The organism is Methanobrevibacter sp. (assembly GCF_015062985.1).
GTDB lineage: Archaea > Methanobacteriota > Methanobacteria > Methanobacteriales > Methanobacteriaceae > Methanocatella.
On record NZ_SUTI01000002.1, the window covers coordinates 67,763 to 87,481 of the forward strand.

At 34.9% G+C, this 19,719-nt stretch carries 21 protein-coding genes; 5 read left to right on the forward strand and 16 right to left on the reverse strand.

Annotation, left to right across the window (positions count from 1 at the left end; genetic code table 11):
• Positions 1–12: 12 nt before the first annotated feature.
• The 3 genes from E7Z77_RS01240 to E7Z77_RS01250 are packed head-to-tail and all read right to left on the reverse strand — an operon-like array spanning position 13 to position 2,334.
• Positions 13–153 carry a hypothetical protein gene (locus tag E7Z77_RS01240; protein WP_292749301.1) on the reverse strand — a complete coding sequence of 47 codons (141 nt, stop codon included), beginning with the start codon at positions 151–153 and terminating at the stop codon, positions 13–15.
• On the reverse strand, positions 154–558 hold the full coding sequence (locus E7Z77_RS01245; RefSeq protein WP_292749303.1) for a secondary thiamine-phosphate synthase enzyme YjbQ: 405 nt from the start codon (positions 556–558) through the stop codon (positions 154–156).
• Between the two features lie 60 nt (positions 559–618).
• Positions 619–2,334, reverse strand: a complete 1,716-nt coding sequence (locus tag E7Z77_RS01250) for a right-handed parallel beta-helix repeat-containing protein (protein ID WP_292749305.1) — start codon at positions 2,332–2,334, stop codon at positions 619–621.
• Between the two features lie 376 nt (positions 2,335–2,710).
• Between E7Z77_RS01250 and E7Z77_RS01255 the strand changes: the two genes are divergently transcribed.
• Positions 2,711–5,425 (forward strand): right-handed parallel beta-helix repeat-containing protein, encoded by a 2,715-nt coding sequence (locus E7Z77_RS01255; RefSeq protein WP_292749307.1) that lies wholly within the window; start codon positions 2,711–2,713, stop codon positions 5,423–5,425.
• 43 nt (positions 5,426–5,468) lie between these two features.
• Here the strand turns inward: E7Z77_RS01255 and E7Z77_RS01260 are convergent, their stop codons facing one another.
• From E7Z77_RS01260 to E7Z77_RS01290, 7 genes are all read right to left on the reverse strand, one after another.
• Positions 5,469–5,693, reverse strand: a complete 225-nt coding sequence (locus E7Z77_RS01260) for a hypothetical protein (RefSeq protein WP_292749309.1) — start codon at positions 5,691–5,693, stop codon at positions 5,469–5,471.
• 8 nt (positions 5,694–5,701) lie between these two features.
• Positions 5,702–6,388, reverse strand: a complete 687-nt coding sequence (rpiA, locus tag E7Z77_RS01265) for a ribose-5-phosphate isomerase RpiA (protein WP_292749312.1) — start codon at positions 6,386–6,388, stop codon at positions 5,702–5,704.
• Entirely contained in the window at positions 6,388–6,825 is a 438-nt protein-coding gene (locus E7Z77_RS01270) for a UPF0179 family protein (protein ID WP_292749314.1), read from the reverse strand. Before E7Z77_RS01270 ends, rpiA begins: the two co-directional genes overlap by 1 nt.
• The gene (locus tag E7Z77_RS01275) at positions 6,825–7,868 is read right to left on the reverse strand and encodes an NAD(P)-dependent glycerol-1-phosphate dehydrogenase (protein ID WP_292749316.1); all 1,044 of its coding nucleotides are present in this window, start codon (positions 7,866–7,868) and stop codon (positions 6,825–6,827) included. The genes E7Z77_RS01270 and E7Z77_RS01275 overlap by 1 nt, the downstream gene beginning before the upstream one ends.
• A gap of 218 nt (positions 7,869–8,086) precedes the next feature.
• Positions 8,087–8,602 (reverse strand): hypothetical protein, encoded by a 516-nt coding sequence (locus E7Z77_RS01280; RefSeq protein ID WP_292749318.1) that lies wholly within the window; start codon positions 8,600–8,602, stop codon positions 8,087–8,089.
• Between the two features lie 225 nt (positions 8,603–8,827).
• Positions 8,828–9,592, reverse strand: a complete 765-nt coding sequence (locus tag E7Z77_RS01285; RefSeq protein WP_292749320.1) for a hypothetical protein — start codon at positions 9,590–9,592, stop codon at positions 8,828–8,830.
• A complete protein-coding gene (locus E7Z77_RS01290; protein WP_292749322.1) occupies positions 9,592–9,969 on the reverse strand; it encodes a hypothetical protein in 378 nt (125 codons plus the stop codon). Before E7Z77_RS01290 ends, E7Z77_RS01285 begins: the two co-directional genes overlap by 1 nt.
• 293 nt (positions 9,970–10,262) lie before the next feature.
• On the opposite strand from E7Z77_RS01290, the gene proS reads away from it, so the two are divergent.
• From proS to thiD, 3 genes are read left to right on the forward strand one after another with little or no spacing between them, the layout of a single operon-like run.
• Entirely contained in the window at positions 10,263–11,666 is a 1,404-nt protein-coding gene (proS, locus tag E7Z77_RS01295) for a proline--tRNA ligase (RefSeq protein ID WP_292749324.1), read from the forward strand.
• Positions 11,667–11,675: 9 nt separating this feature from the next.
• A complete protein-coding gene (gene cofC, locus E7Z77_RS01300) occupies positions 11,676–12,350 on the forward strand; it encodes a 2-phospho-L-lactate guanylyltransferase (RefSeq protein WP_292749326.1) in 675 nt (224 codons plus the stop codon).
• Positions 12,351–13,085 (forward strand): bifunctional hydroxymethylpyrimidine kinase/phosphomethylpyrimidine kinase, encoded by a 735-nt coding sequence (gene thiD, locus E7Z77_RS01305; protein ID WP_292749328.1) that lies wholly within the window; start codon positions 12,351–12,353, stop codon positions 13,083–13,085.
• A gap of 3 nt (positions 13,086–13,088) precedes the next feature.
• Here thiD and E7Z77_RS01310 read toward each other — a convergent pair whose 3' ends face one another.
• The 4 genes from E7Z77_RS01310 to E7Z77_RS01325 form a co-directional block, all read right to left on the reverse strand.
• Positions 13,089–13,841, reverse strand: coding sequence for an ABC transporter ATP-binding protein (locus E7Z77_RS01310; protein WP_292749330.1), 753 nt, complete (start codon positions 13,839–13,841; stop codon positions 13,089–13,091).
• Positions 13,842–13,850: 9 nt separating this feature from the next.
• Entirely contained in the window at positions 13,851–14,600 is a 750-nt protein-coding gene (locus tag E7Z77_RS01315; protein ID WP_292749332.1) for an ABC transporter permease, read from the reverse strand.
• 88 nt (positions 14,601–14,688) lie between these two features.
• Entirely contained in the window at positions 14,689–16,836 is a 2,148-nt protein-coding gene (locus E7Z77_RS01320; protein ID WP_292749334.1) for a heavy metal translocating P-type ATPase, read from the reverse strand.
• Positions 16,837–16,856: 20 nt separating this feature from the next.
• A complete protein-coding gene (locus E7Z77_RS01325; protein ID WP_292749336.1) occupies positions 16,857–17,123 on the reverse strand; it encodes a DUF6110 family protein in 267 nt (88 codons plus the stop codon).
• Between the two features lie 329 nt (positions 17,124–17,452).
• On the opposite strand from E7Z77_RS01325, the gene E7Z77_RS01330 reads away from it, so the two are divergent.
• Entirely contained in the window at positions 17,453–18,382 is a 930-nt protein-coding gene (locus tag E7Z77_RS01330; protein WP_292749338.1) for a type II CAAX endopeptidase family protein, read from the forward strand.
• A gap of 17 nt (positions 18,383–18,399) precedes the next feature.
• Here the strand turns inward: E7Z77_RS01330 and E7Z77_RS01335 are convergent, their stop codons facing one another.
• Positions 18,400–18,747, reverse strand: a complete 348-nt coding sequence (locus E7Z77_RS01335) for a carboxymuconolactone decarboxylase family protein (RefSeq protein WP_292749340.1) — start codon at positions 18,745–18,747, stop codon at positions 18,400–18,402.
• Between the two features lie 174 nt (positions 18,748–18,921).
• Complete coding sequence (locus tag E7Z77_RS01340) at positions 18,922–19,482, reverse strand: hypothetical protein (protein ID WP_292749342.1); 561 nt, start codon at positions 19,480–19,482, stop codon at positions 18,922–18,924.
• Positions 19,483–19,719 lie beyond the last annotated feature (237 nt).

The following is a 19,719-nucleotide window of genomic DNA, read 5'->3' on the forward strand; positions in this document are numbered from 1 at the left end:
ATAACTATTTTTTTAATACCATAATTTTCTCATTTGTATTTCCATTTGGGCCTGATTGCTCAATTGGGGTGGAGCATCATAATTATAGAAAATCAGTATCAGAATTAATAAAAAGATTATGATAGCTATCAGAATTATTGTCCATCTTCTCAATTATTCACCAACCATTGTCAAAGTTACTGTTCTTGCACGTCTTGGTCCATCTAATTCTATGAAAAAAACTGATTGCCATGTGCCCAAATCCAATTTTCCATTTTTAACAGGCAGACATTCGCTTGATGAAAGCAGGAATGATTTCAAGTGTGACCTTGCATTGTCATCAATCCTGTCATGACTATAGCTGAATTTATCTGAAACCAAATTATCCAACATGAATTCCAAATCTGATAACAGTCCGCTTTCATTTTCATTGACAACAATAGCTGAAGTGGAATGCTTTGAGAAAATAGATATGATGCCCTCTTCAATATCGATTAGTTCATTGATTTGGGATGTGATGTCCATTATTTCAAAATTCTTATTGGTATTGATTTTTAAAGAATGAGTTTTAATTGTCATCAAATAGTAGATTTGTAAAAACTTCTTAATAAAATAAAAGAAAAAAAAAGAAATTAAAATTCAGTATTTGTCCCTTCTGTTCCAGTATCCATAAATCAACATTGCCATGATTGCGGCAATACTCAGCACTACAAGACCAGAGGTATCATTAATTTCTTTTGAAATTTTGCTTTTGGGAACGACTTCATATGATTTTCCTTCCTCGGACACTTCACCTGCACTTGAATCGCCAGCGTTAACATTTCCATTAGTCAATGCACTTTCACCATTGTCTGATGAGTCCTGAAAGACTCCAGAAGCATTTTTACCATAAACCCTAGAACTATTTGAGTTTGCAAAATGGGCGCTGGTGGAAGTTCCATTTTGTGAAATTACATCACCCTTTGATGTTGCATTATTGTTGGAATCTGATGTTTCGACTTCATCAGATCCGGAATTGCCCTCTTCACCTTGAGGCACAACAGAAGTTTGTGAGTCCTGATTTGTACCTTTTTCACCTGATGCTGTTTTATATGCGTATTTGACCGGTTGTCCACCAACCATCACTTCAATGTCATATTCAGTATCATCATCAAGATTAGCATCGATAGTGGCTTTTCCGTTTACAAATTTTGCAGCATAGCTATTTCCATTGACATTGACTGTAGTGTCGAAGGTTCCGAATTCTTTTACAGGTTTTCCATTTGTATCATACATCTGAAGGCCAATACCGTTCTTGACGGAAAATGTTCCCATTTTCATGATTCCTGCAAGAAGCATAGGGCAGACAAATGTATTCTCATCATCGGTTGAATCGAACCAATTGTCACCAAGTTTAAATACAGGCAATTCAGGATTATTTTTAGCCTGATAACCTTCATTATGTGCCAATACATTATATTTAACTTCTAGCCTTGAAGGGTTTCCTTCCTTAGCCGTTTTAAAGTTCTCACCAAATAACAATCCATTGCCTGATTCAAATGCTCCCAGTTCATAATCTGTGTAACGGCGATTATAATTAAATGTATTTGCATTTATTACATCATCTGTTGATATTGAGTTGATGTAAATTCCATTAGGATTTTCAAAGGCCTGATTGAACTTTATAATATTTCCCTGTGATACATTAAACAATGAAATTCCATTAAACTTATTGTGATGAACCGTATTGTTTGTTATATTACAGCAATAGATGTTGGAAGTTTCAATTCCTGACCTGCCAGTATTGAAAACCTCATTTTCTGATATTAATGTATTTCTTACATCATGCAATTGTATTCCATTAACATCCGCACCGGATACATTATTTCTGGAAAGTACAATTCCATCAGCGTTTTTAACCAAAATACAGTTGCCTCCACCATTAATGATGTTGTTTTTTATGGTGGTATTGTCTGATGAATCGACAATGATTCCATAATCGCTATTTGAAGCAATGATTTTAAAACCTGATAGTGTGCTTCCTCCACTATTTGAAGTGAAGTAAAATCCGAAGGTATCGGTTATTCCTAGACTTTTAGCCCTGTCAGTTAATTGACCAGATGTATACACTGCAGGATTCTGTTTAGAGACAATATTTAACCTTTTATCTACAACTAAGGAGATTTCTTCATATTTTTTGTCAGTAAACTCGAAGGTATCCCCATCAACTGCATTATCAAACATGAACTGAACATTATCATTTGTCAAATCAGAGGTTATTTGATAAGTGGTAGAATCATCTGCTGCACTAACTGTGGAAACTAGAAGCAAACCAATTAAACATATGAACAAAATGTTAATGATTTTTTTATCCATATCATCTCTCCGAAATGCATTATAATCAATATCCTGAAATCGCAATGTGAAATTAAGCAAACATTGATGAAATTTTATTGATTATTTCACAAAAAATTCCACTTTTTTCATATCGAAATGACCTAACAGTAATATTGATTATACAATAATATTTGATTTGAATCAATATATAAAGTTTATTAATATATATCATGAATAAAACAATTTCCTTTTTTAAATTAGCCCAATACTATTAATAACAGTGTTATATGGAAAAAACAAGACATTTTAATTTAAATATGATGAAAAATACAATATAAACTATATTGCCTATCGATAATTTCATAGGAATATACTTAAAAATAGGTTATTTTAAATTTAAAAAGAGAGTGACAAAATGAATAAAAAAAGCTTAATAATAGCTATTTTATTAGTTTTTGTTGTAATAGTAAGCTCAAGTGCAGTTTTTGCTGAAGATACTGCATTTGATGACCAACTACAGCAAGATGATAACATAGCAGAAATAAGTCAAACTAACGATGATGAATTATTATCACAACAGACCATTACCGTTGGATCAACAAGCGATGAAATCCAAGCGGTAATTGACGGTTTATCAGATGGCGATACATTAAACTTCGAAAACGGAAAATATAGAAATGTATGTATTTATGTTAACAAAAGCATTACAATAAACGGAAATGGAGCAACAATAGTCGGTTATGATACTCCATCCAGAGATACAACTCCTGAAATTATCTACAAGCCAACAAGCGAAGGTGGATATGCAATAGGTAACCTCGCTACACTTTATATTGTAAAGGCTGATGGGGTTACAATCAACGGACTGAATATTGTTGGCGGTGCACACAGCGGCAGCGAAACTGCAGGACCGGCTTATTCCAATGCTGTAGTTTACGCAATGAATGCCAATAACTTAAACATAACCAACTGTGTAATCAGAGGATCTTCCTGGGGATTATACCTGCAAGGCTGTGCAAATGGGAGCATAACAAAAAATACAATTAGAGACCAAGCAGTGACAGGTCTTTTAAACTTCGGTTCTGCAAATACCTACATAAAAGAAAATAAAGTAATGAACGCTAAAAATCACGGTATTGACGTAAGACACGGAACCGGACCAAATGTAAGAATCATTAAAAATACTGTAATCGGTTCCAAAGAAGGAATCTATTTAATGCATTCAAAAGGACACACCGCATCCTATAACACCATAGTCAACTGTAGCATAAGCGCAATCAGCTGTTACGGATCTTCCGACATAAGATTATACAAAAATTACATGAAAAAATCCAGAATTGGTGTTTTCCTTGGCGGAGGATACTCAAACATCAACGTTAAAGAAAATACTTACGATTTAGATAACTTACCATTCCCACCAACATTTGTATACTATGTTGCAGAAGCAAAAAGCGATTATCAAAGTGCAGAAGACATCATGGGTACTCACAGCGACAGCTCTTCCAATTCCCCGAATTATGTTGAATATCAAGGAATTGAAACCCCTGAAGAAATAAATATAAACTACAACCAAATCCTAAAGAAAACAGGAAACAAATATGCAGTCTACAAAGGATGGACCAACGAACAAATCCAAAACTTAATTAATTCAATGGAAGACGGTGACTCAATCACATTCTCCAAAAATGCAGTATTTACCGACATCTGTCTTTACATTGACAAAAACATCAAGGTTTTCGGAAACAATGCAACCATAATCGGATGCAAAAACATTGATTTTTCAAACAATTCCGCTTATTTGGCAAATGTTCCTGAAAAAATTAAAAATTCAACAGCTGATGGAGGATATGCAGTAGCTTATAACTCCGTTTTATATGTAATGAATACCAATTCAGCCGTAATCAGCGGATTCAATATTAAGGCACAGTATCCATCCTACAATCCTAACACTGTAGGTGCAATGACTAATGAATACAAGACTACCGGAATATATGCCGGATCAAACAGCAATCTAATAATAACAGGCTGTGACATCTCAGGTGCATCATGGGGTATTTTCCAGCAATCCTCAAAGGACAGCATCCTCAGCAGAAACAATATTCATGACATTTACACCAGCGGAATTATGAACTTCGGTTCTGCTAATGCACTTATTACCGAAAACACAATTACCAATGCTTTAAACCATGGTATTGATGTAAGGCACGGAACCGGACCAAATGCAGTTATCTTCAACAACACAATTTCCGGAGCAAAAGAAGGAATCTACCTAATGCACTCCAAAGGACACCTTGCATACAACAACACAATTCTTGATTGTAAAATCAGCGGAATAACAGCATACGGTTCTGGAAACGAAGCTATCTTCAACAACACAATTGCAGGAAGCAGAATAGGTATTTTGCTTGGAGGAAACTACTATAATGTAACCATAGGTCCAAACAGCTATAGTTTAGACTTCTTACCATTCCCACCAACATTCGTAACATATCTTGCAAAAGCTGAACAGAAATATCAGTCCGCAGACAATGTCAAAAGAATCTACTCCGACAAAACCGAAACCAAAATTGTTTCTGTCGACAAAACAGTGTACTTGCAAAAAATTGCTGGCGGCTTAAACTACAATTTAATCCTAAGGGACATCAAAAATAATCCTTTAGCCAATAAGGAAGTTACAGTTAACTTCGATGGTGTAGATTATACTGTTACCACAAGTGCAACCGGAGCTGCAACAGTTAAATTAACTTCAAAAACAACTGGAACAAAACAGGTGACAATTACCTATGCCGGTGATGATGAATATAAGACAGTTACCAAAGTCACCAATATTACAATCACCCAAGAGGCATCTGTACTTACCGCTCCTGAAAAAACCTATGCTGTTGCAGAAACACCTAAAACATACAGTGTTACTTTAAAATCCAGTTCAGGAAAAGCTCTTGGTAAAACAACCATTAAAATGACTGTCAATGGTAAAACTTACAGTGCTGTAGCTGACACCAAAGGTGTTGCTACTTTTGAACTGAATTCATTAACACAGGCTGGAACCTACACAGCAACTTTAACATATGCTGGAAGCAAATACTTTGCGGCAACAAATGCAACTGCCACAATAAAAATAACAAAATAAAGAGATTTCAAAAATCTCTTTTAATTTCTTTTTTTTAAAAAAATCAGTAATATTTCTTTTTACGGTCATAGGCCACATAAATGATGAATAATCCAATTAGAATCAACACTATCTGTGGAAATATTGCAAATGCAATAACCGGAATCAGACCCAATTCTGCAAGCAACCATAAAACACCGTAAATAACAATGATAACTCCAAAAATAATGGCTATCTTGTAGCCTAAATCCTTTAAATCATAGAAAGGCATGCCATTCGGAATCGGCAAATTATCACCTACAGCTCTTTGGTTCCTTCAGGGGTTCCGACAATGACCTTATCAACCATCTGTGAGAATATTCCGTTTTCGACAACTCCAGGAATGGTGTTCAAATCAATCTCCAGGTGTTGCGGTGATTCAATCTTGTCGAATTTGGCATCGATTACGAAGTTTCCGTTGTCTGTTATTACAGGACCGTCCTTTCTTTGGGCCATCCTTATTTCACATGTGGCTCCCATGTCTTCCAGTTCCTTTATAACCATACGGGACGCATCAGGTAGGACTTCAACAGGAACCGGGAAATTGCCCAGTTCTTCCACGCATTTTGATTCATCCACAATGACAATGAACTCTTTTGCGGCATAATCGACAATTTTTTCTTTGGTGTGGGCGGCTCCTCCACCTTTAATCAGGTTGAATTCCCCATCCACTTCGTCAGCACCGTCGACAGACAGGTCGATGTCATGCTCTTCTAAAGTAGTGATTGGGATATTCCACTCTTTAGCAATCAATAATGACTGGAATGAAGTCGGAATGCCTTTGACATTGATTCCTTCCTCTTTAATTCTCATACCTACCTTTTCAATGAAATAATGTGTTGTAGAACCTGTTCCAAGTCCTAAAACCATTCCATCCTTTACATATTCAGCAGCCTTATAGCCTGCATTCTTTTTACTAGAATCATTACTGCTTGCATTTTTCATTATACCACAAACCCTAAAGTAAGTTTATTTAGCTTTAAATCTTTTTTACATTTTTCCTTATGTTTTCCTTCATTTTTAAGGACAATGCACTTGTCATTTTCCTGCAAACCTTCAGGGAAACATTCATCATGGAAATCACAATTTTCATCACAGTCAGGAGCATTATATGTGAATGTTGATCCTTCAAAAATGTTTTTTGAATCTGTCAATAATGTTATTTCAGCCCTGTCAACTTCAACAGGAACAACAGCTCCTTCGGAGTGAATCGGACATTTCTGTTCATTATCCTTTACGTTAACGACAACATACTTTCTGTTCTCTTCCAAATTGCCTATGCATGATGATTTAAATCTGCAGTTTTCACAGTCTTCAGCAGGTCCTAGAAAAACGAATTCCTTGCCTTCAACAGCCAAATCTTTACCAATCAATGTTATCATTAAATCACCTCTGTTTTATAAGCCAATTCATAAGCGGCTTCCTTGGATATTCCGTTGTCGCCTAAAATAGTGTATCTTTCAGGCCTTATTTCATGAGCCATCATAAGCGCTTCAATAATATCATCATCACTAATGCCAACTTCAGCAGCACTTGTTGGAGCCTGTACTGCCTTCAAAGCTCCTTGAATTGCCCTCCAATCTCCGCCATGAAGATACATCATCATTATTGTACCTATACCACACTGTTCACCATGCAAGGCAGGTTTATCAAGAATTTTGTCCAAAGCATGTGAGAACAGATGTTCCGAACCGCTTGCCGGACGTGATGAGCCTGCAATGCTGATTGCCATTCCTCCGCTGAACAGTGACTTCATGACAATGCGAGCACTCGGTTCGAGATTAGGTTTGATATTGGCAATATTATCAGTAATCAGATGGGCAGACATTATTGACAATGCCGCTGCCGATTCGCTGAAAGATTCATTTTTTAAACGATGCGCCAATTCCCAATCTTTAATTGCTGTAAAATTGGCCATTAAATCGGCACATCCTGCTGCAAGCAATCTGAATGGAGATTGTGCAAGGATTTCTGAATCTGCAATAACAGCTATCGGTGAGTGAGCGGTAACTGATATTGATGTATTGGGATTCTTTATTGATGCCATAGGAGATACAATGCCGTCATGTGAAGCTGTTGTCGGCATGGAAATGAAGTAAACATTCTGATTGAATGATGATAATTTGGCCACATCAATAACTTTTCCTCCGCCGATACCCAAGACAGTGGTATCAGTAGTGATTAATTCTTCAACTTCAGAAATTGACTCTTCAGAAGCATTATCTACTTTAATCACATCATAATCCAAATTATTCTTTTCCAAGCTTTCAATAACAGGCTTTGCACCTACATCATATGTATGGGTACCTGTGACAATTAAAAACTTCTTATCGAAATGTAAAGATTTACATATTTCGGCAGTATTGTGAATAATGCCCGGATCAATGTAAACTTCACGGGGCATCTGTATTTTTCTATTGGTCATAATATCTCCCATTACAAATTATACATTAATATATATTAAAAAAATAATTTAAAAAACTTTCTTTTAGAGATGCAATGGAAAATTTTTAAAAGAAATGAAAATTACTCTTGATTAATAAATGTCATGGAGCACCATATTTTCATTAATTCAAATGACCTGCCATGACATTATCTAATTTTAATTAGTTTCCCATAATCAAGTTAAAATTTTGGAATATGTTAGGAATTTTTGATTTTAATTGAGTTTGTAATGTTTTGAATGAAGTCTGAGTCTCCTCCTTCGACAATGATGAAATGTTTATCATCATTATATATTCCAGCAACATCAGTATCTATTGATCCTCCAATCCTCTGATTTACGGTACAGATGCTTATGTTTTCTGAAGTTTTGTTGATATCAGCGTTTTTCATGCCAAGAAAATGTTCCAACACTGTTTTTCCAAAATCTATTTCATCACCGGTATTAGTTTCAAAGGTATTTTCAATGTAGTTTTTGTCAAAAATACTGATAGTCAAATCCTTATCCTTACATCTATATGATTTGACGAAATTATAACCTCCAGTATCATATTTTGAGCTTATATCTTCAAATTCACTCCCCAAAGGTACTTCAACAGTAAATTCACCGAAATCATGCGGTTCTCTAAGCTCAGCATAATAACCGTATCCTATTACTGAAGCAGCTGCAATAAAAAATATTGCAAATCCTAAAATTACTTTAGTTTTTGGTTTCATTTTTAAAACACCACCAGATATTTTTTTCTAAAAATCCGGATAACTCATATCCAAGATATTATTCACAAAGATAAAAACCTTTTCACATTGTCTATCAATCATAATATTTTTAGTTTTTTTATATTCTCATCTTATCAAATGATAATTAATATGTCCTGAAATTTAATTTTGCATTTTAAACTTGATGAATAACACTACCAAGTGAACATAATTTAAACTAACCTTTTAAAAGCCTTTTACATCGATGACAAATAACCCCGAAATAAATGTAATGAATAGAATTATCATGAAAAACTTAAAAAGCCCTTCAGGGGTTCTATTTTCAAAAGGCAGAAATTTATTCACAATATGTGGTGAAACAGCCAAATAACAAACAAAAAGTGATAAAAAAACACAAAACATATTTATCAACAATGATCCACTACTGAAAAAAATACTATCCAAAAGATTATGTAAACACATACCCAACAAAGTAGCAGTTGCCATAAGAGGAACCCAAAAGAAACCAGGATGATAACCTAACACCTCCTTATAATACCTATTTCCAAATTCATCCTCCACTAATAAAAGACGACTGTTATTATTAAATACATCTGTTCTCAATAATGTCAAAAAACCTACAAAAAGGCTAGCAAAACAAAAACTGATAGCAGAAGTAATGCCGCTTTCAATCAAACCAAACCCAAAATAACAAATTGATAAACCTATCCATAATGAAAACATTACAACACTTACACTTTGATATGATACACCATAAAAATCATCATCATAAACACCTATCTTTCTATCAATCCAATCTCCTTTATATATCATAATAGCATAATAAATTGTTGCTGCAATAATTCCCAATAAAAGAAAAAGACATTTATTAATGTCTCTAACACAAATATAAAGAGTTATAAGGACAATTGGTGTACACAAAATAGCTGAAAGCAAAGTTCTTAAAGCTGATTTCCTACGTCTTTCTTTAGTATCAATATCCCAACTCATTAATTTACCTCCTCCCTAAAAAGATAATCATATCCCCCTGAAAAAAACAATTGTAAAATAGATAAAACAAAATCTTCTTTAATAAAATCTTTTAATTGTTCTTTAATAGGCTTTTCATGCAGATTATTAATGATTATTTTTCCCAGACCCCATTCAGTTGTTTCAAGACTGACTTTAACACCAATTTTTTCAACAAAATAACACTTAAAGTAAACAACACTTTTTTCAACAAAAACTTTTAAAGTTTGAGTACCTATTTTTAAACCACCACCCAAAAAGGGTGTTGCAATAGCTAAACCTGCATCTAAAAAATAAAATGCCCAATCAACATGATTAGGATTATCAAAAATCCCATCAGCATCAGCTAGAAAATACAAAACTTATACAGTTTCATTGAAAAAAACCCCTAGCAACACAAAGTAAACTATAATTAATAATATCTAAATTAATATTAAAATAATTTTCTAAATCACTGTCATGAAATTAATTTTACAATTACTTCAAATATAAACACCAAAAATATTAAATTGCGAATTAGATGTGCAGAGACTTATTTTAATTAACATCTTCTACTTTTTCACAGACAACACAATCTTTAAGAAAAATTAAATAACTTTAATATTAATTAAAAACAGATTATTTAATATTATAAAAATTATTTTAGGTGATATTGGTGGAAAATTTTGACGAATGGTTTCATGATATTTTAGAAAATGCAGATATTACTGATTCAAGATATCCTATTAAAGGAATGGCAGTTTGGAGGCCATACGGTTTTCAAATAAGAAAACATTCAATGAACATAATAAAGAACTTATTAGACAAAGACCATGATGAAGTCCTGTTCCCAATGCTTGTGCCTGAAAGCGAACTTGCAAAAGAGGGAATCCATGTAAAAGGTTTTGAGGATGAAGTGTACTGGGTAACAAAAGGCGGCCAAAGGGAATTGAACGAACAGCTGGCCTTAAGACCAACCAGTGAAACCGCAATCTATCCAATGTATTCATTATGGATCAGAACACACATTGACCTTCCAATCAAAATGTATCAGATTGTAAATACCTTCAGATATGAGACTAAACACACCAGACCTCTGATACGCGTAAGGGAAATTACAACATTTAAAGAAGCCCATACCGCCCATGCAACAAAAGAGGAATCCGATGAACAGGTCGAGGACTTTATCGGAATGTATAAGGAATTTTTTGATGACCTGAATATCCCATACCTAATATCCAAAAGGCCTGAATGGGACAAGTTCCCAGGGGCAGACTACACAATGGCTTTCGATGTGATTATGCCAAATGGAAAAACCCTGCAAATCGGTACAATCCACAATCTTGGCCAAACTTTCGCAAAAACCTTTGAAATCACATTTGAAGACAAAGACGGAGAACATAAATACGTTTATCAGACCTGTGCAGGAGTATCCGACAGGGTAATTGCTTCAGTCATCGGAATTCATGGGGATGAAAAGGGACTTCGCCTTCCTCCAAAAGTATCACCTAACCAAATCACAATAATTCCGATTCTGTTCAAAAAAGGAAAAGAGGAAGTTTTGGCAAAATGCAGTGAAATCAGAACCCAACTGGAAAATGCCGGATTGAGAGTCAACATTGATGACAGGGACATCAGGCCCGGCAAGAAATTCAATGACTGGGAACTGAAAGGAACTCCATTGAAACTTGAATTGGGACCACGGGATTTGGAAAACAACATTACAGTAGCCATGAGAAGGGACGAAGGAGAAAAAATCGAACTCCCATTAGATGACACTTTGGCTGACAGGGTAATTGAACTGCTTGAAAAAACAAGCGAAAACATGTCAAAAATAGCCTTGGACTTCCAGGAAAGCCATGTCAAATTTGCAGAGGACATAGAAGAAATTGCAGAACTTGTCGAATCAGGCAATGTGGTCAAATTCTACTGGAACGGAGATGAGCAAACAGGCAAGGACATTGAGGAAAAAACAGGCTATGACATTTTAGGAATTCAGGAAGAAGTCAATGAAGGAAAATGCATAGCAACCGGTGACGATGCAAAATACCTTGCTTTAATAGCTAAAACTTATTAAGTGATTTGAATGGATGACATATACGCAATAATTCCCGTTACTAAATTCAAAAACGCAAAAACCAGACTCTCCCCATTCTTATCAGAGGAAGAGAGGGAAAAGCTCTTAAAAGTAATGCTTCGAGATGTGACTGATACCTTAAAGAAGCATGTGGATAAAATTTTCATTATCAGCCGTGACCAGGATGTGTTAGATTATGCGGAAAGTTTAAATGTGAATCCCATTTTGGAAAATGACAATTCCAATTTAAACAAAGCATTGACACAGGCAATGAAATTATGCAAAGGAAAAACTAAAAAAATCATTATTGTCCCATCAGACATTCCCCTGATTGGAAAAACAAATATTAAAATGCTGATTGATGCTGGAAAAAGCCTGGACTTCATTATTGTTCCATCCAAAGGTGGCGGGACAAATATGATTATAATGAAACCTATGGCCATCCACACAAAATTTGAAGGATTCAGCTACAAGAAGCATGTGCAGACCGCTGAAAGGAAAAAACTAAACCCTCAGGTACATGATTCATTTTTCATGGCATTGGATGTCAATACTACTGAAGATTTAGGTGAAATAATGATTCATGGTGAAAAAACACATACCCGACAATACTTAAAAGAACTTAAAGTGAATGTCGAGTCCTTCCGTGGGTCTGAAAGATTAAAAGTTACCCGGGATGATTGAATGATTGTAATGTCCATTGCAGGTGTCGACCCGTCAGGAGGCGCCGGAGTCTTTGCCGATTTGAAAACATTTCAGGCAATTGGAGTTTACGGAACAGGGATTGTCACTGCACTAACAGCACAAAACCCTTATAAATTCTTCTCAACATTGCCTGTTAATGAAAATTACATTTCTGAGCAGATTGATGCCGTTTTAGATTCATATGAAGTCGAATTCATCAAGACAGGAATGTTATACTCCCCAGAAATTATCAAACTGGTTTCAAAAAAAGTTAAAGAGTACAATTTAAAGGCAGTTGTTGACCCGGTAATGGTTGCTACATCAGGCGGTGATTTGACTAAAGAAGATCTTGCTGAAGCTTTAAACAAATATCTGCTTCCAAAATCAATATTGACTACACCGAACATATCTGAAGCTGAAAAACTGACAGGCATTGAAATTAAAACTAAAGAGGATGCCATAAAAGCTTCTGAAAAGATAATATGCAATAATCTCATCACCGGAGGACATCTGGATGGAATTAACACCATAAACATTGACGGTGAAATAACAATCAAAAAACAGGAACTGATAAAAACAGACAATCTTCATGGCACCGGATGCAATCTCTCAGCTGCAATCGTTGCTTATCTTGCAAAAAACAATGACCTTCACACATCAATCCTAAAGGCTCTGGATTATGTGTATGAAGGAATAAAAAATGGAAATTATGGAACATTAATAGCAAAAATTTAACTATTATTCTTCCATATTCAACTGTTCAACAATAGATTCTTGAAGAGCCATAAATTCAGGTGATTCTCTTTTTCTTGGCCTTTCAATATCCACTTCAATAATTTTGGCAATTCTGCCTGGTTTTTTATCTAGGATGACAATTTTATCTGCCAAATAGACTGCTTCATCAACATCGTGAGTTACAAAAACTATTGTATTTTTAAATCTTTTCCAAACCCCAATCAGCTGTTCCTGAAGACTGTGCCTATTTTGCATATCCACTGCAGAAAACGGTTCATCCATGAGCAGAATAGGTGAATGATTAAGCAATGATCTGATAATTGCAACCCTCTGTTTCATACCACCTGAAAGTTCATGAGGATAGCTATCCTTAAAGTCAATTAATCCTACACTTGTAAGGTATCTTTCAGCGGCAGCAATATTTTCTTCCTTTGAAGTACCTTTTGTCATTTCCAAACCGAAAGTCACATTCTGAAGTACTGTCAGCCATGGGAATAGGGAATACTGTTGGAAAATAACTGCCCTGTCTCCGGACGGCTTCTTGACAACTTCGCCATTTGCAACAATTTCGCCTGAAGTCGGTTGTTCAAGGCCTGCAATCAATCTTAAAAGAGTTGTTTTGCCGCAGCCGGACGGACCTAAAAGACAGACCAGTTCACCATCATTAATAGTTAAATTAATATTTTCTAAAACGGACAACTTGTCAGTTTTTTTGCTTTTAAAAGTTTTGTAAATATTTTTAACTTCAATAGACATGTGAAACACCTACCAGAATATCCTATCTTGAGCTTTGCTGAATACAAAGTCAAATACAAGTCCGATTAATCCAATTACAATCATACCAACAACAGTTGTACCTGTATCGAAAAGGTTTGTTGCAGTTAAAATCATATATCCTAAACCACTGCTTGATCCAATCATTTCTGCTGAAATGGTACACATTAGAGCAATTCCAATACCCACTTTCAATCCGGAAACAATATACGGAACAGTTGACGGCACTACCACACGTTTCAATACATTCCAATCATTGGCTCCAAGTGTTTGAGCTGATTCGACAAGAACCTTGTCTGTCCTTTTAACACCGTCGATTGTATAGACCAGAATAGGGAATACACAACCCATGAAAATGATGAATACTGCGGGGAATGTTCCTATTCCAAACCATAGAATTGAAAATGGAATCCATGCAACCGGTGGAATCGGCCTTAAAACACTGATAACAAAGGTACATAAATCTTCTAAAGTCTTATACCATCCAAGTATTATTCCTGCAGGAATAGCGACAACAGATGCTAAAATCAAACCTAAAAATACTTTATATAATGTGTCAATAGTATTTGTCAATAGTCTGCCGTTATTTATTACATTCAATGCAGAATTAACCACATCAATAGGGCTTGGCAGTATATATGAAGAAAACAATTCTAAACCATCAGTTATACCATACCAAATCAATATTAAAACAATCGGTAAAATCAACGGAATGAATTTATTCTTATAATTTTCAAACATTTAATCACTAGCTTAAATTTTTATACACTATTAATTATGCCAATTATACTATAAAAACTTTTAAAAAAAAATTGAAAAAAAAATAAAATTAAGAAGCATCAGCTACTTCAATAGCTTCAACTTCTATTTCTTTCTTGAAATCGTCATTACCTAAGACAGAACGGGTACTCAAAGCTCCAAAGAGCATTGTAGAAAGATTATGCACCATCGAAGAAGTGGATGGGGAAATAGCACCGAATACTCCTAAAGCAAGAAGAGTTCCATTTACCGCGACAATATTTTGGTAATTCTTATTGATTTTATCAAGCATTCCGACACTTAATCTTCTAAGTGTTACAAGGTCATGCAAATCATCGGAAAGCAGTGATATGTCTGCAACTTCACGGGCAATATCGGATGAATTTTTCATTGAAACGGATACATCTGCAGCTGCCAAAGCAGGTGAATCATTGATACCGTCCCCTACCATAATGACTGTTTTTCCTTCCGCTTTAAGTTCTTCAATTATTCTTGATTTATCTTCCGGAAGAACCTGAGAACGGTATTCGGTAATGCCCAATGCATTAGCACCAGCACGAGCTCCACTTTCGCTGTCTCCAGTAAGCATTATAATATTTTCAATGCCCAACTGCTTAAGCTCTTCAATAACGTATTTAGCTTCCTCACGTACCGGATCGTCAATGCAGATTATGCCTTCGAGTTTTCCGTCGATAGCCAAATAGACTACAGAGTGTTCGGCTGCATTTTTTGCAATCTTTTTCTCCTGTGTCTTTGTGACCTTAACGTTTTCATCATCGAAAAGGAAGTGTTTTGAGCCTATTACTGCGCGTTTGCCTTCATATTCCGTTACAATACCATGAGCTACAATATATTCAACTTCACTGTGGTCCTCTTCATGTTTAAGACCTTCTTCTTTAGCTTGTTTTACTATAGCTGTAGCAATGCTGTGTGCAAAGTGCTCTTCAATGCATGCGGCCATTCTTAAAATATCATCCCTTTTGTATCTTCTAGACATTGGAATTACATCAACAACCTTTGGAGTAGCATTGGTTAATGTTCCTGTCTTATCAAATACTATAGTATCGGCATTTGCATAATTTTCCAAGAATTTACCGCCCTTGACCATCATCCTATTATCGGACGCTTCCCTCATTGCTGAGATAATGGACAGCGGTGTAGTTAATTTGATTGCACATGAAAAGTCAACCATCAGCACAGACAATGCCTTTGTCGGATTTCTTGTAATCAGATAAGTTAGGGCTGTGGCGATGAAACTGTATGGAACAATTGAATCGGCTAGCTTTTCGGCCTTGCTTTGGGTATCGGCCTTAAGCTCTTCTGAATTTTCAATCAGGTCAATGATTTTGTTCAATCTTGTTTCCTTATTCATCGAATAAACTTCAACAATCAGGTTGCCCTCTTCAATTACAGTTCCAGCATGCACTGTTTTTCCAGGTCTTTTATGAACGGCTAATGGCTCTCCAGTCATTGAAGCTTCATTAACCATAGCTTCACCATCGATTACTTTACCATCAACAGGAATGACATCACCCATATGGATTTTAATCTTATCCCCTTTATCAATATCGACAGCAGGACACTGTTTTTCTTCACCGTCATCTCCTACTACCCATACAGTATCAATATTTAAAGCCAAACTATCTTTTAAAGTGCTTTTGGCTTTTTGTACTGTGTAGTCTTCCAATGCATCGGAGATTGACAATAAGAACATCATTGAACTGGCCGGTTTGTATTGGTGATGCAGCAACGCTCCTGCAACTGCAGCACCATCCAGCAAAGCAACATCAATGTCGAATCTGGTCAAACTGTCAATAGCATCCCAGATATATTTTGCAGAATGATAAATGGTTAAAGCATTTCTAAGAGGGATTGGCAGGAATATTTTATAAACTCCCCTGTGCAAAAGCATTTTAGCTAATTTTAAATAGAAATTACCGGTTATCTCATTTGAATCCTGAACCTGTGTTGGTTCGGCTTCAAAGAGATCATCGATTGTAATTCCATCGACAATATCCAATATTTTCTGTTTATTTTCAATGCCCTCATCATAGTATATTAGAATGCTTCCATTCCTATGTGAGGTATATACCTCATGTATGAAGCCTTGATTTAAAAGTAATGAAGCGATGCCGTAGCCTTCCCTTTTAGTGAAAGCACACTGACCGGAACGAAGCCTTAAGCGAGACCCCCTGTCATACATCACTTGATATTTCATTTTTTAACCTTAAAAAATAACTATTCTTTAGACTCTACGTATATTTCCTTTTTGGTTTCTGCATTAGCATCCACAACAATATCTTCAGCATTTTGTTTCATGTCTTCAAAGCATTCTTCTGCATCTCTTCTAATAGACATAACACTTGCCATGCCTTTTGTTGCTGCATCTTTTGCAGTTTTTGATTCCAATACTTTTTTACCTACAATTGCAGTAGCTATTCCTGCTGCAAAAAGTAACGCGTGTTTGTGTTCAATACATTTATCAAAAAATTCTTCACGTCTCATTTTAATACAATCCTTAAATATCCTATCAATTAAAAAATTTTAGGAAAACCTAAAAAATTTCAATTACAATTATACTATTTATGAAAAGCAATATATAAATTTTAGGCATGCCAAAACTAATTTACACCTGAATGAAAAAAATGAAATCTGAACCAGAAGATGGCGTAAATGCAAACAAAACGATGAAATTCTACAGTTCAAAACACAAACAGAAAAAACTCCTGCCAAGACGATAATTCATTAACATGAAGTTATAGTGAAAAATTATTCACAAACACTTAAATATATTAACTCTAAAAATAAAGACATACAAAAAAAGCGGTGAAATATTGAACCTGAATAAAAAATTCTTTTCAAAAATAGGATTTAACTACCTGATATATCTCATATGCAGCTTAATATTTGCACTGGTCATACTTAACCTGATTGGAAATATAGGACGGGGCAACAATTTCAATGTGCATGTTATACTGACAGCAATCTGCAATTATATACTGCCGTTTCCAATCCTTTTATTTTTAATGAGGAAACTGGACAGCAAAAGTATAGAAAAGGAGTCCTTAAGCATCAAAAAATTCTTGCTGTACTTCTGCATAAGCTTTACCCTGATGATAATCGGAAACATCATGGGGCTTGCAATTACCTCCATCATAGGAACTGCAACTCAAAGCGATATTTCAAATCCAATACAGAATTTAATAAATTCCTCTGACATAATGCTGAATCTCCTAATAATAAGCATTATGGGACCTATTTTTGAGGAACTGATTTTCAGAAAGCTTTTAATTGACAGAACCGTTAAATATGGAGCCAGAATATCAATAATACTTTCCGCGACATTGTTCGGGCTGATGCATGGAAATCTGAATCAGTTCTTCTACGCATTTCTGCTTGGCGGATTTTTCGCCTACGTCTATATGAAAACCGGAAAGGTTATCTATACAATCATGATACATATCTTCCTGAATCTGATTGGATCCGTATTGAGTTTGATTGTGGCTGAAAGCGCAGACGCCCTCATGCAGGGCTCATTTACCCCATTCAACCTAAGCATCCTGGCCATTTATATGTCAATTATCCTCATATCATTGTTTTTCGGATTGCTTGGACTGCTCAACTATAAAAAAGCAGAATTAAATAATGTAAAAACAGAAGTGGAACTGGAAAATCCAATGAAAACAGTATTCCTTAACTATGGAATGGTCTGCTATATCGGATTCACCCTACTCATAATAATCTCGGTTACATTTATGGGTTAAAAAAAAGTGAAAGAAGATTAGTCGTCTCCTCTTCCTTCTTCAATAGCTGCAGTAACACTGTTCAGTATTTGAAGTGATTTGGAAAATGCGGGCATGCCTGAAGTCAATAGAACAACCCTTAAAACATCCACAATTTCCTCTTTAGTAATCCCCAATACTTCAATTGCACTTCGGATTTGTTTTTTTGTAGCCCTAGGGTCTGCACGGGAAGCGGTAATTCCAATTGCAATTAATTTTTGAGTTTTATAATCCAAGACTTTGCCATCCCACACAGTTTCGTTGATGTTAGAAACCAAATCATATAAATCAGGATATTCATCTTCCAATTCTCGGATACCTTTTCCGTAATATACATCGCCTTTCATATAACTCTCCTCAAATAATTTTAATTAAATAATGATTTAATTTTTAAGTTATATATAATTAATAGCTATACCCCCATCTACAATACTTAAGCAATGCAATAACACAAGTCATTGTTGGAAACAATTTGATTGAAATATCATATACACAACCAATAATTAATCTAAAATTTTAGTTTACCAACTTACAAATAATGAACCCATTATTGCCATGAGTATTATTCCAATTATTAAAAATTTTGTTAAACCATTCTTTTCTTTTAATTCGAATGGTAGAATTTTATTTGCTATGTCTGGAGACAATATAAATGAAACGATTAGTAATGAGCAAATGAAGTAGATTAAGTAACATATGTCTAAGTTACTTTCTGCAATGCTTGATATAACTTTCATTAATGAAAATCCAATTAGATGGCAACTTATAAGACTTCCAAAAATATAATAAATAGCAGGATGATATCCTATAACATATTCTATAATCATATTCCCATTTTTATCTTTAGTTACTAATTTGCGACTGTTCTCATTTTTATAAACATTAATTCTTAAAAACATGAAAAATGCAGGGTATAATGCTGCTAAACAAAATCCAATGGCAGAATATATCCCTCCTTGACGTGAAGCAATTGGATAAATAATAAAAGCAAATGCAATACTTGCAGGAATGAAAAATAAAACTACCCCCCCCCTGATAAGATAGGCCTTTATATTCTTCATAAAATAATCCATATTTTCCATCAAGATAATCACGATTATAAACTATTATTGCTGATAATAATGTAAGTATTGTAAAACCGATGATAATATTAAATACAAATGAGGCAGGCAAATCTACGATTAAGAATAACACTAATGATATAACAAGTCCAATTAGTTCTAAAAAAATAGATCCTGAAATCATATAAGATTTCAATTCATTTTTATCTAAAGTGGACCAAACATTACTAATATTTTTAATTAATTCTTCAAGCAAGC

Bases quoted from the DNA above. Each gene is read 5' to 3' on its own strand.
- E7Z77_RS01315 (WP_292749332.1), bottom strand. From the start codon at position 14,600: ATGTTTGAAAATTATAAGAATAAATTCATTCCGTTGATTTTACCGATT.
- E7Z77_RS01310 (WP_292749330.1), bottom strand. From the start codon at position 13,841: ATGTCTATTGAAGTTAAAAATATTTACAAAACTTTTAAAAGCAAAAAA.
- E7Z77_RS01255 (WP_292749307.1), top strand. From the start codon at position 2,711: ATGAATAAAAAAAGCTTAATAATAGCTATTTTATTAGTTTTTGTTGTA.
- E7Z77_RS01245 (WP_292749303.1), bottom strand. From the start codon at position 558: ATGACAATTAAAACTCATTCTTTAAAAATCAATACCAATAAGAATTTT.
- E7Z77_RS01340 (WP_292749342.1), bottom strand. From the start codon at position 19,482: ATGGAAAATATGGATTATTTTATGAAGAATATAAAGGCCTATCTTATC.
- E7Z77_RS01275 (WP_292749316.1), bottom strand. From the start codon at position 7,868: ATGACCAATAGAAAAATACAGATGCCCCGTGAAGTTTACATTGATCCG.
- E7Z77_RS01250 (WP_292749305.1), bottom strand. From the start codon at position 2,334: ATGGATAAAAAAATCATTAACATTTTGTTCATATGTTTAATTGGTTTG.
- thiD (WP_292749328.1), top strand. From the start codon at position 12,351: ATGATTGTAATGTCCATTGCAGGTGTCGACCCGTCAGGAGGCGCCGGA.
- E7Z77_RS01285 (WP_292749320.1), bottom strand. From the start codon at position 9,592: ATGAGTTGGGATATTGATACTAAAGAAAGACGTAGGAAATCAGCTTTA.
- E7Z77_RS01335 (WP_292749340.1), bottom strand. From the start codon at position 18,747: ATGAAAGGCGATGTATATTACGGAAAAGGTATCCGAGAATTGGAAGAT.
- E7Z77_RS01325 (WP_292749336.1), bottom strand. From the start codon at position 17,123: ATGAGACGTGAAGAATTTTTTGATAAATGTATTGAACACAAACACGCG.
- rpiA (WP_292749312.1), bottom strand. From the start codon at position 6,388: ATGAAAAATGCAAGCAGTAATGATTCTAGTAAAAAGAATGCAGGCTAT.
- cofC (WP_292749326.1), top strand. From the start codon at position 11,676: ATGGATGACATATACGCAATAATTCCCGTTACTAAATTCAAAAACGCA.
- E7Z77_RS01320 (WP_292749334.1), bottom strand. From the start codon at position 16,836: ATGAAATATCAAGTGATGTATGACAGGGGGTCTCGCTTAAGGCTTCGT.
- E7Z77_RS01270 (WP_292749314.1), bottom strand. From the start codon at position 6,825: ATGATAACATTGATTGGTAAAGATTTGGCTGTTGAAGGCAAGGAATTC.
- E7Z77_RS01280 (WP_292749318.1), bottom strand. From the start codon at position 8,602: ATGAAACCAAAAACTAAAGTAATTTTAGGATTTGCAATATTTTTTATT.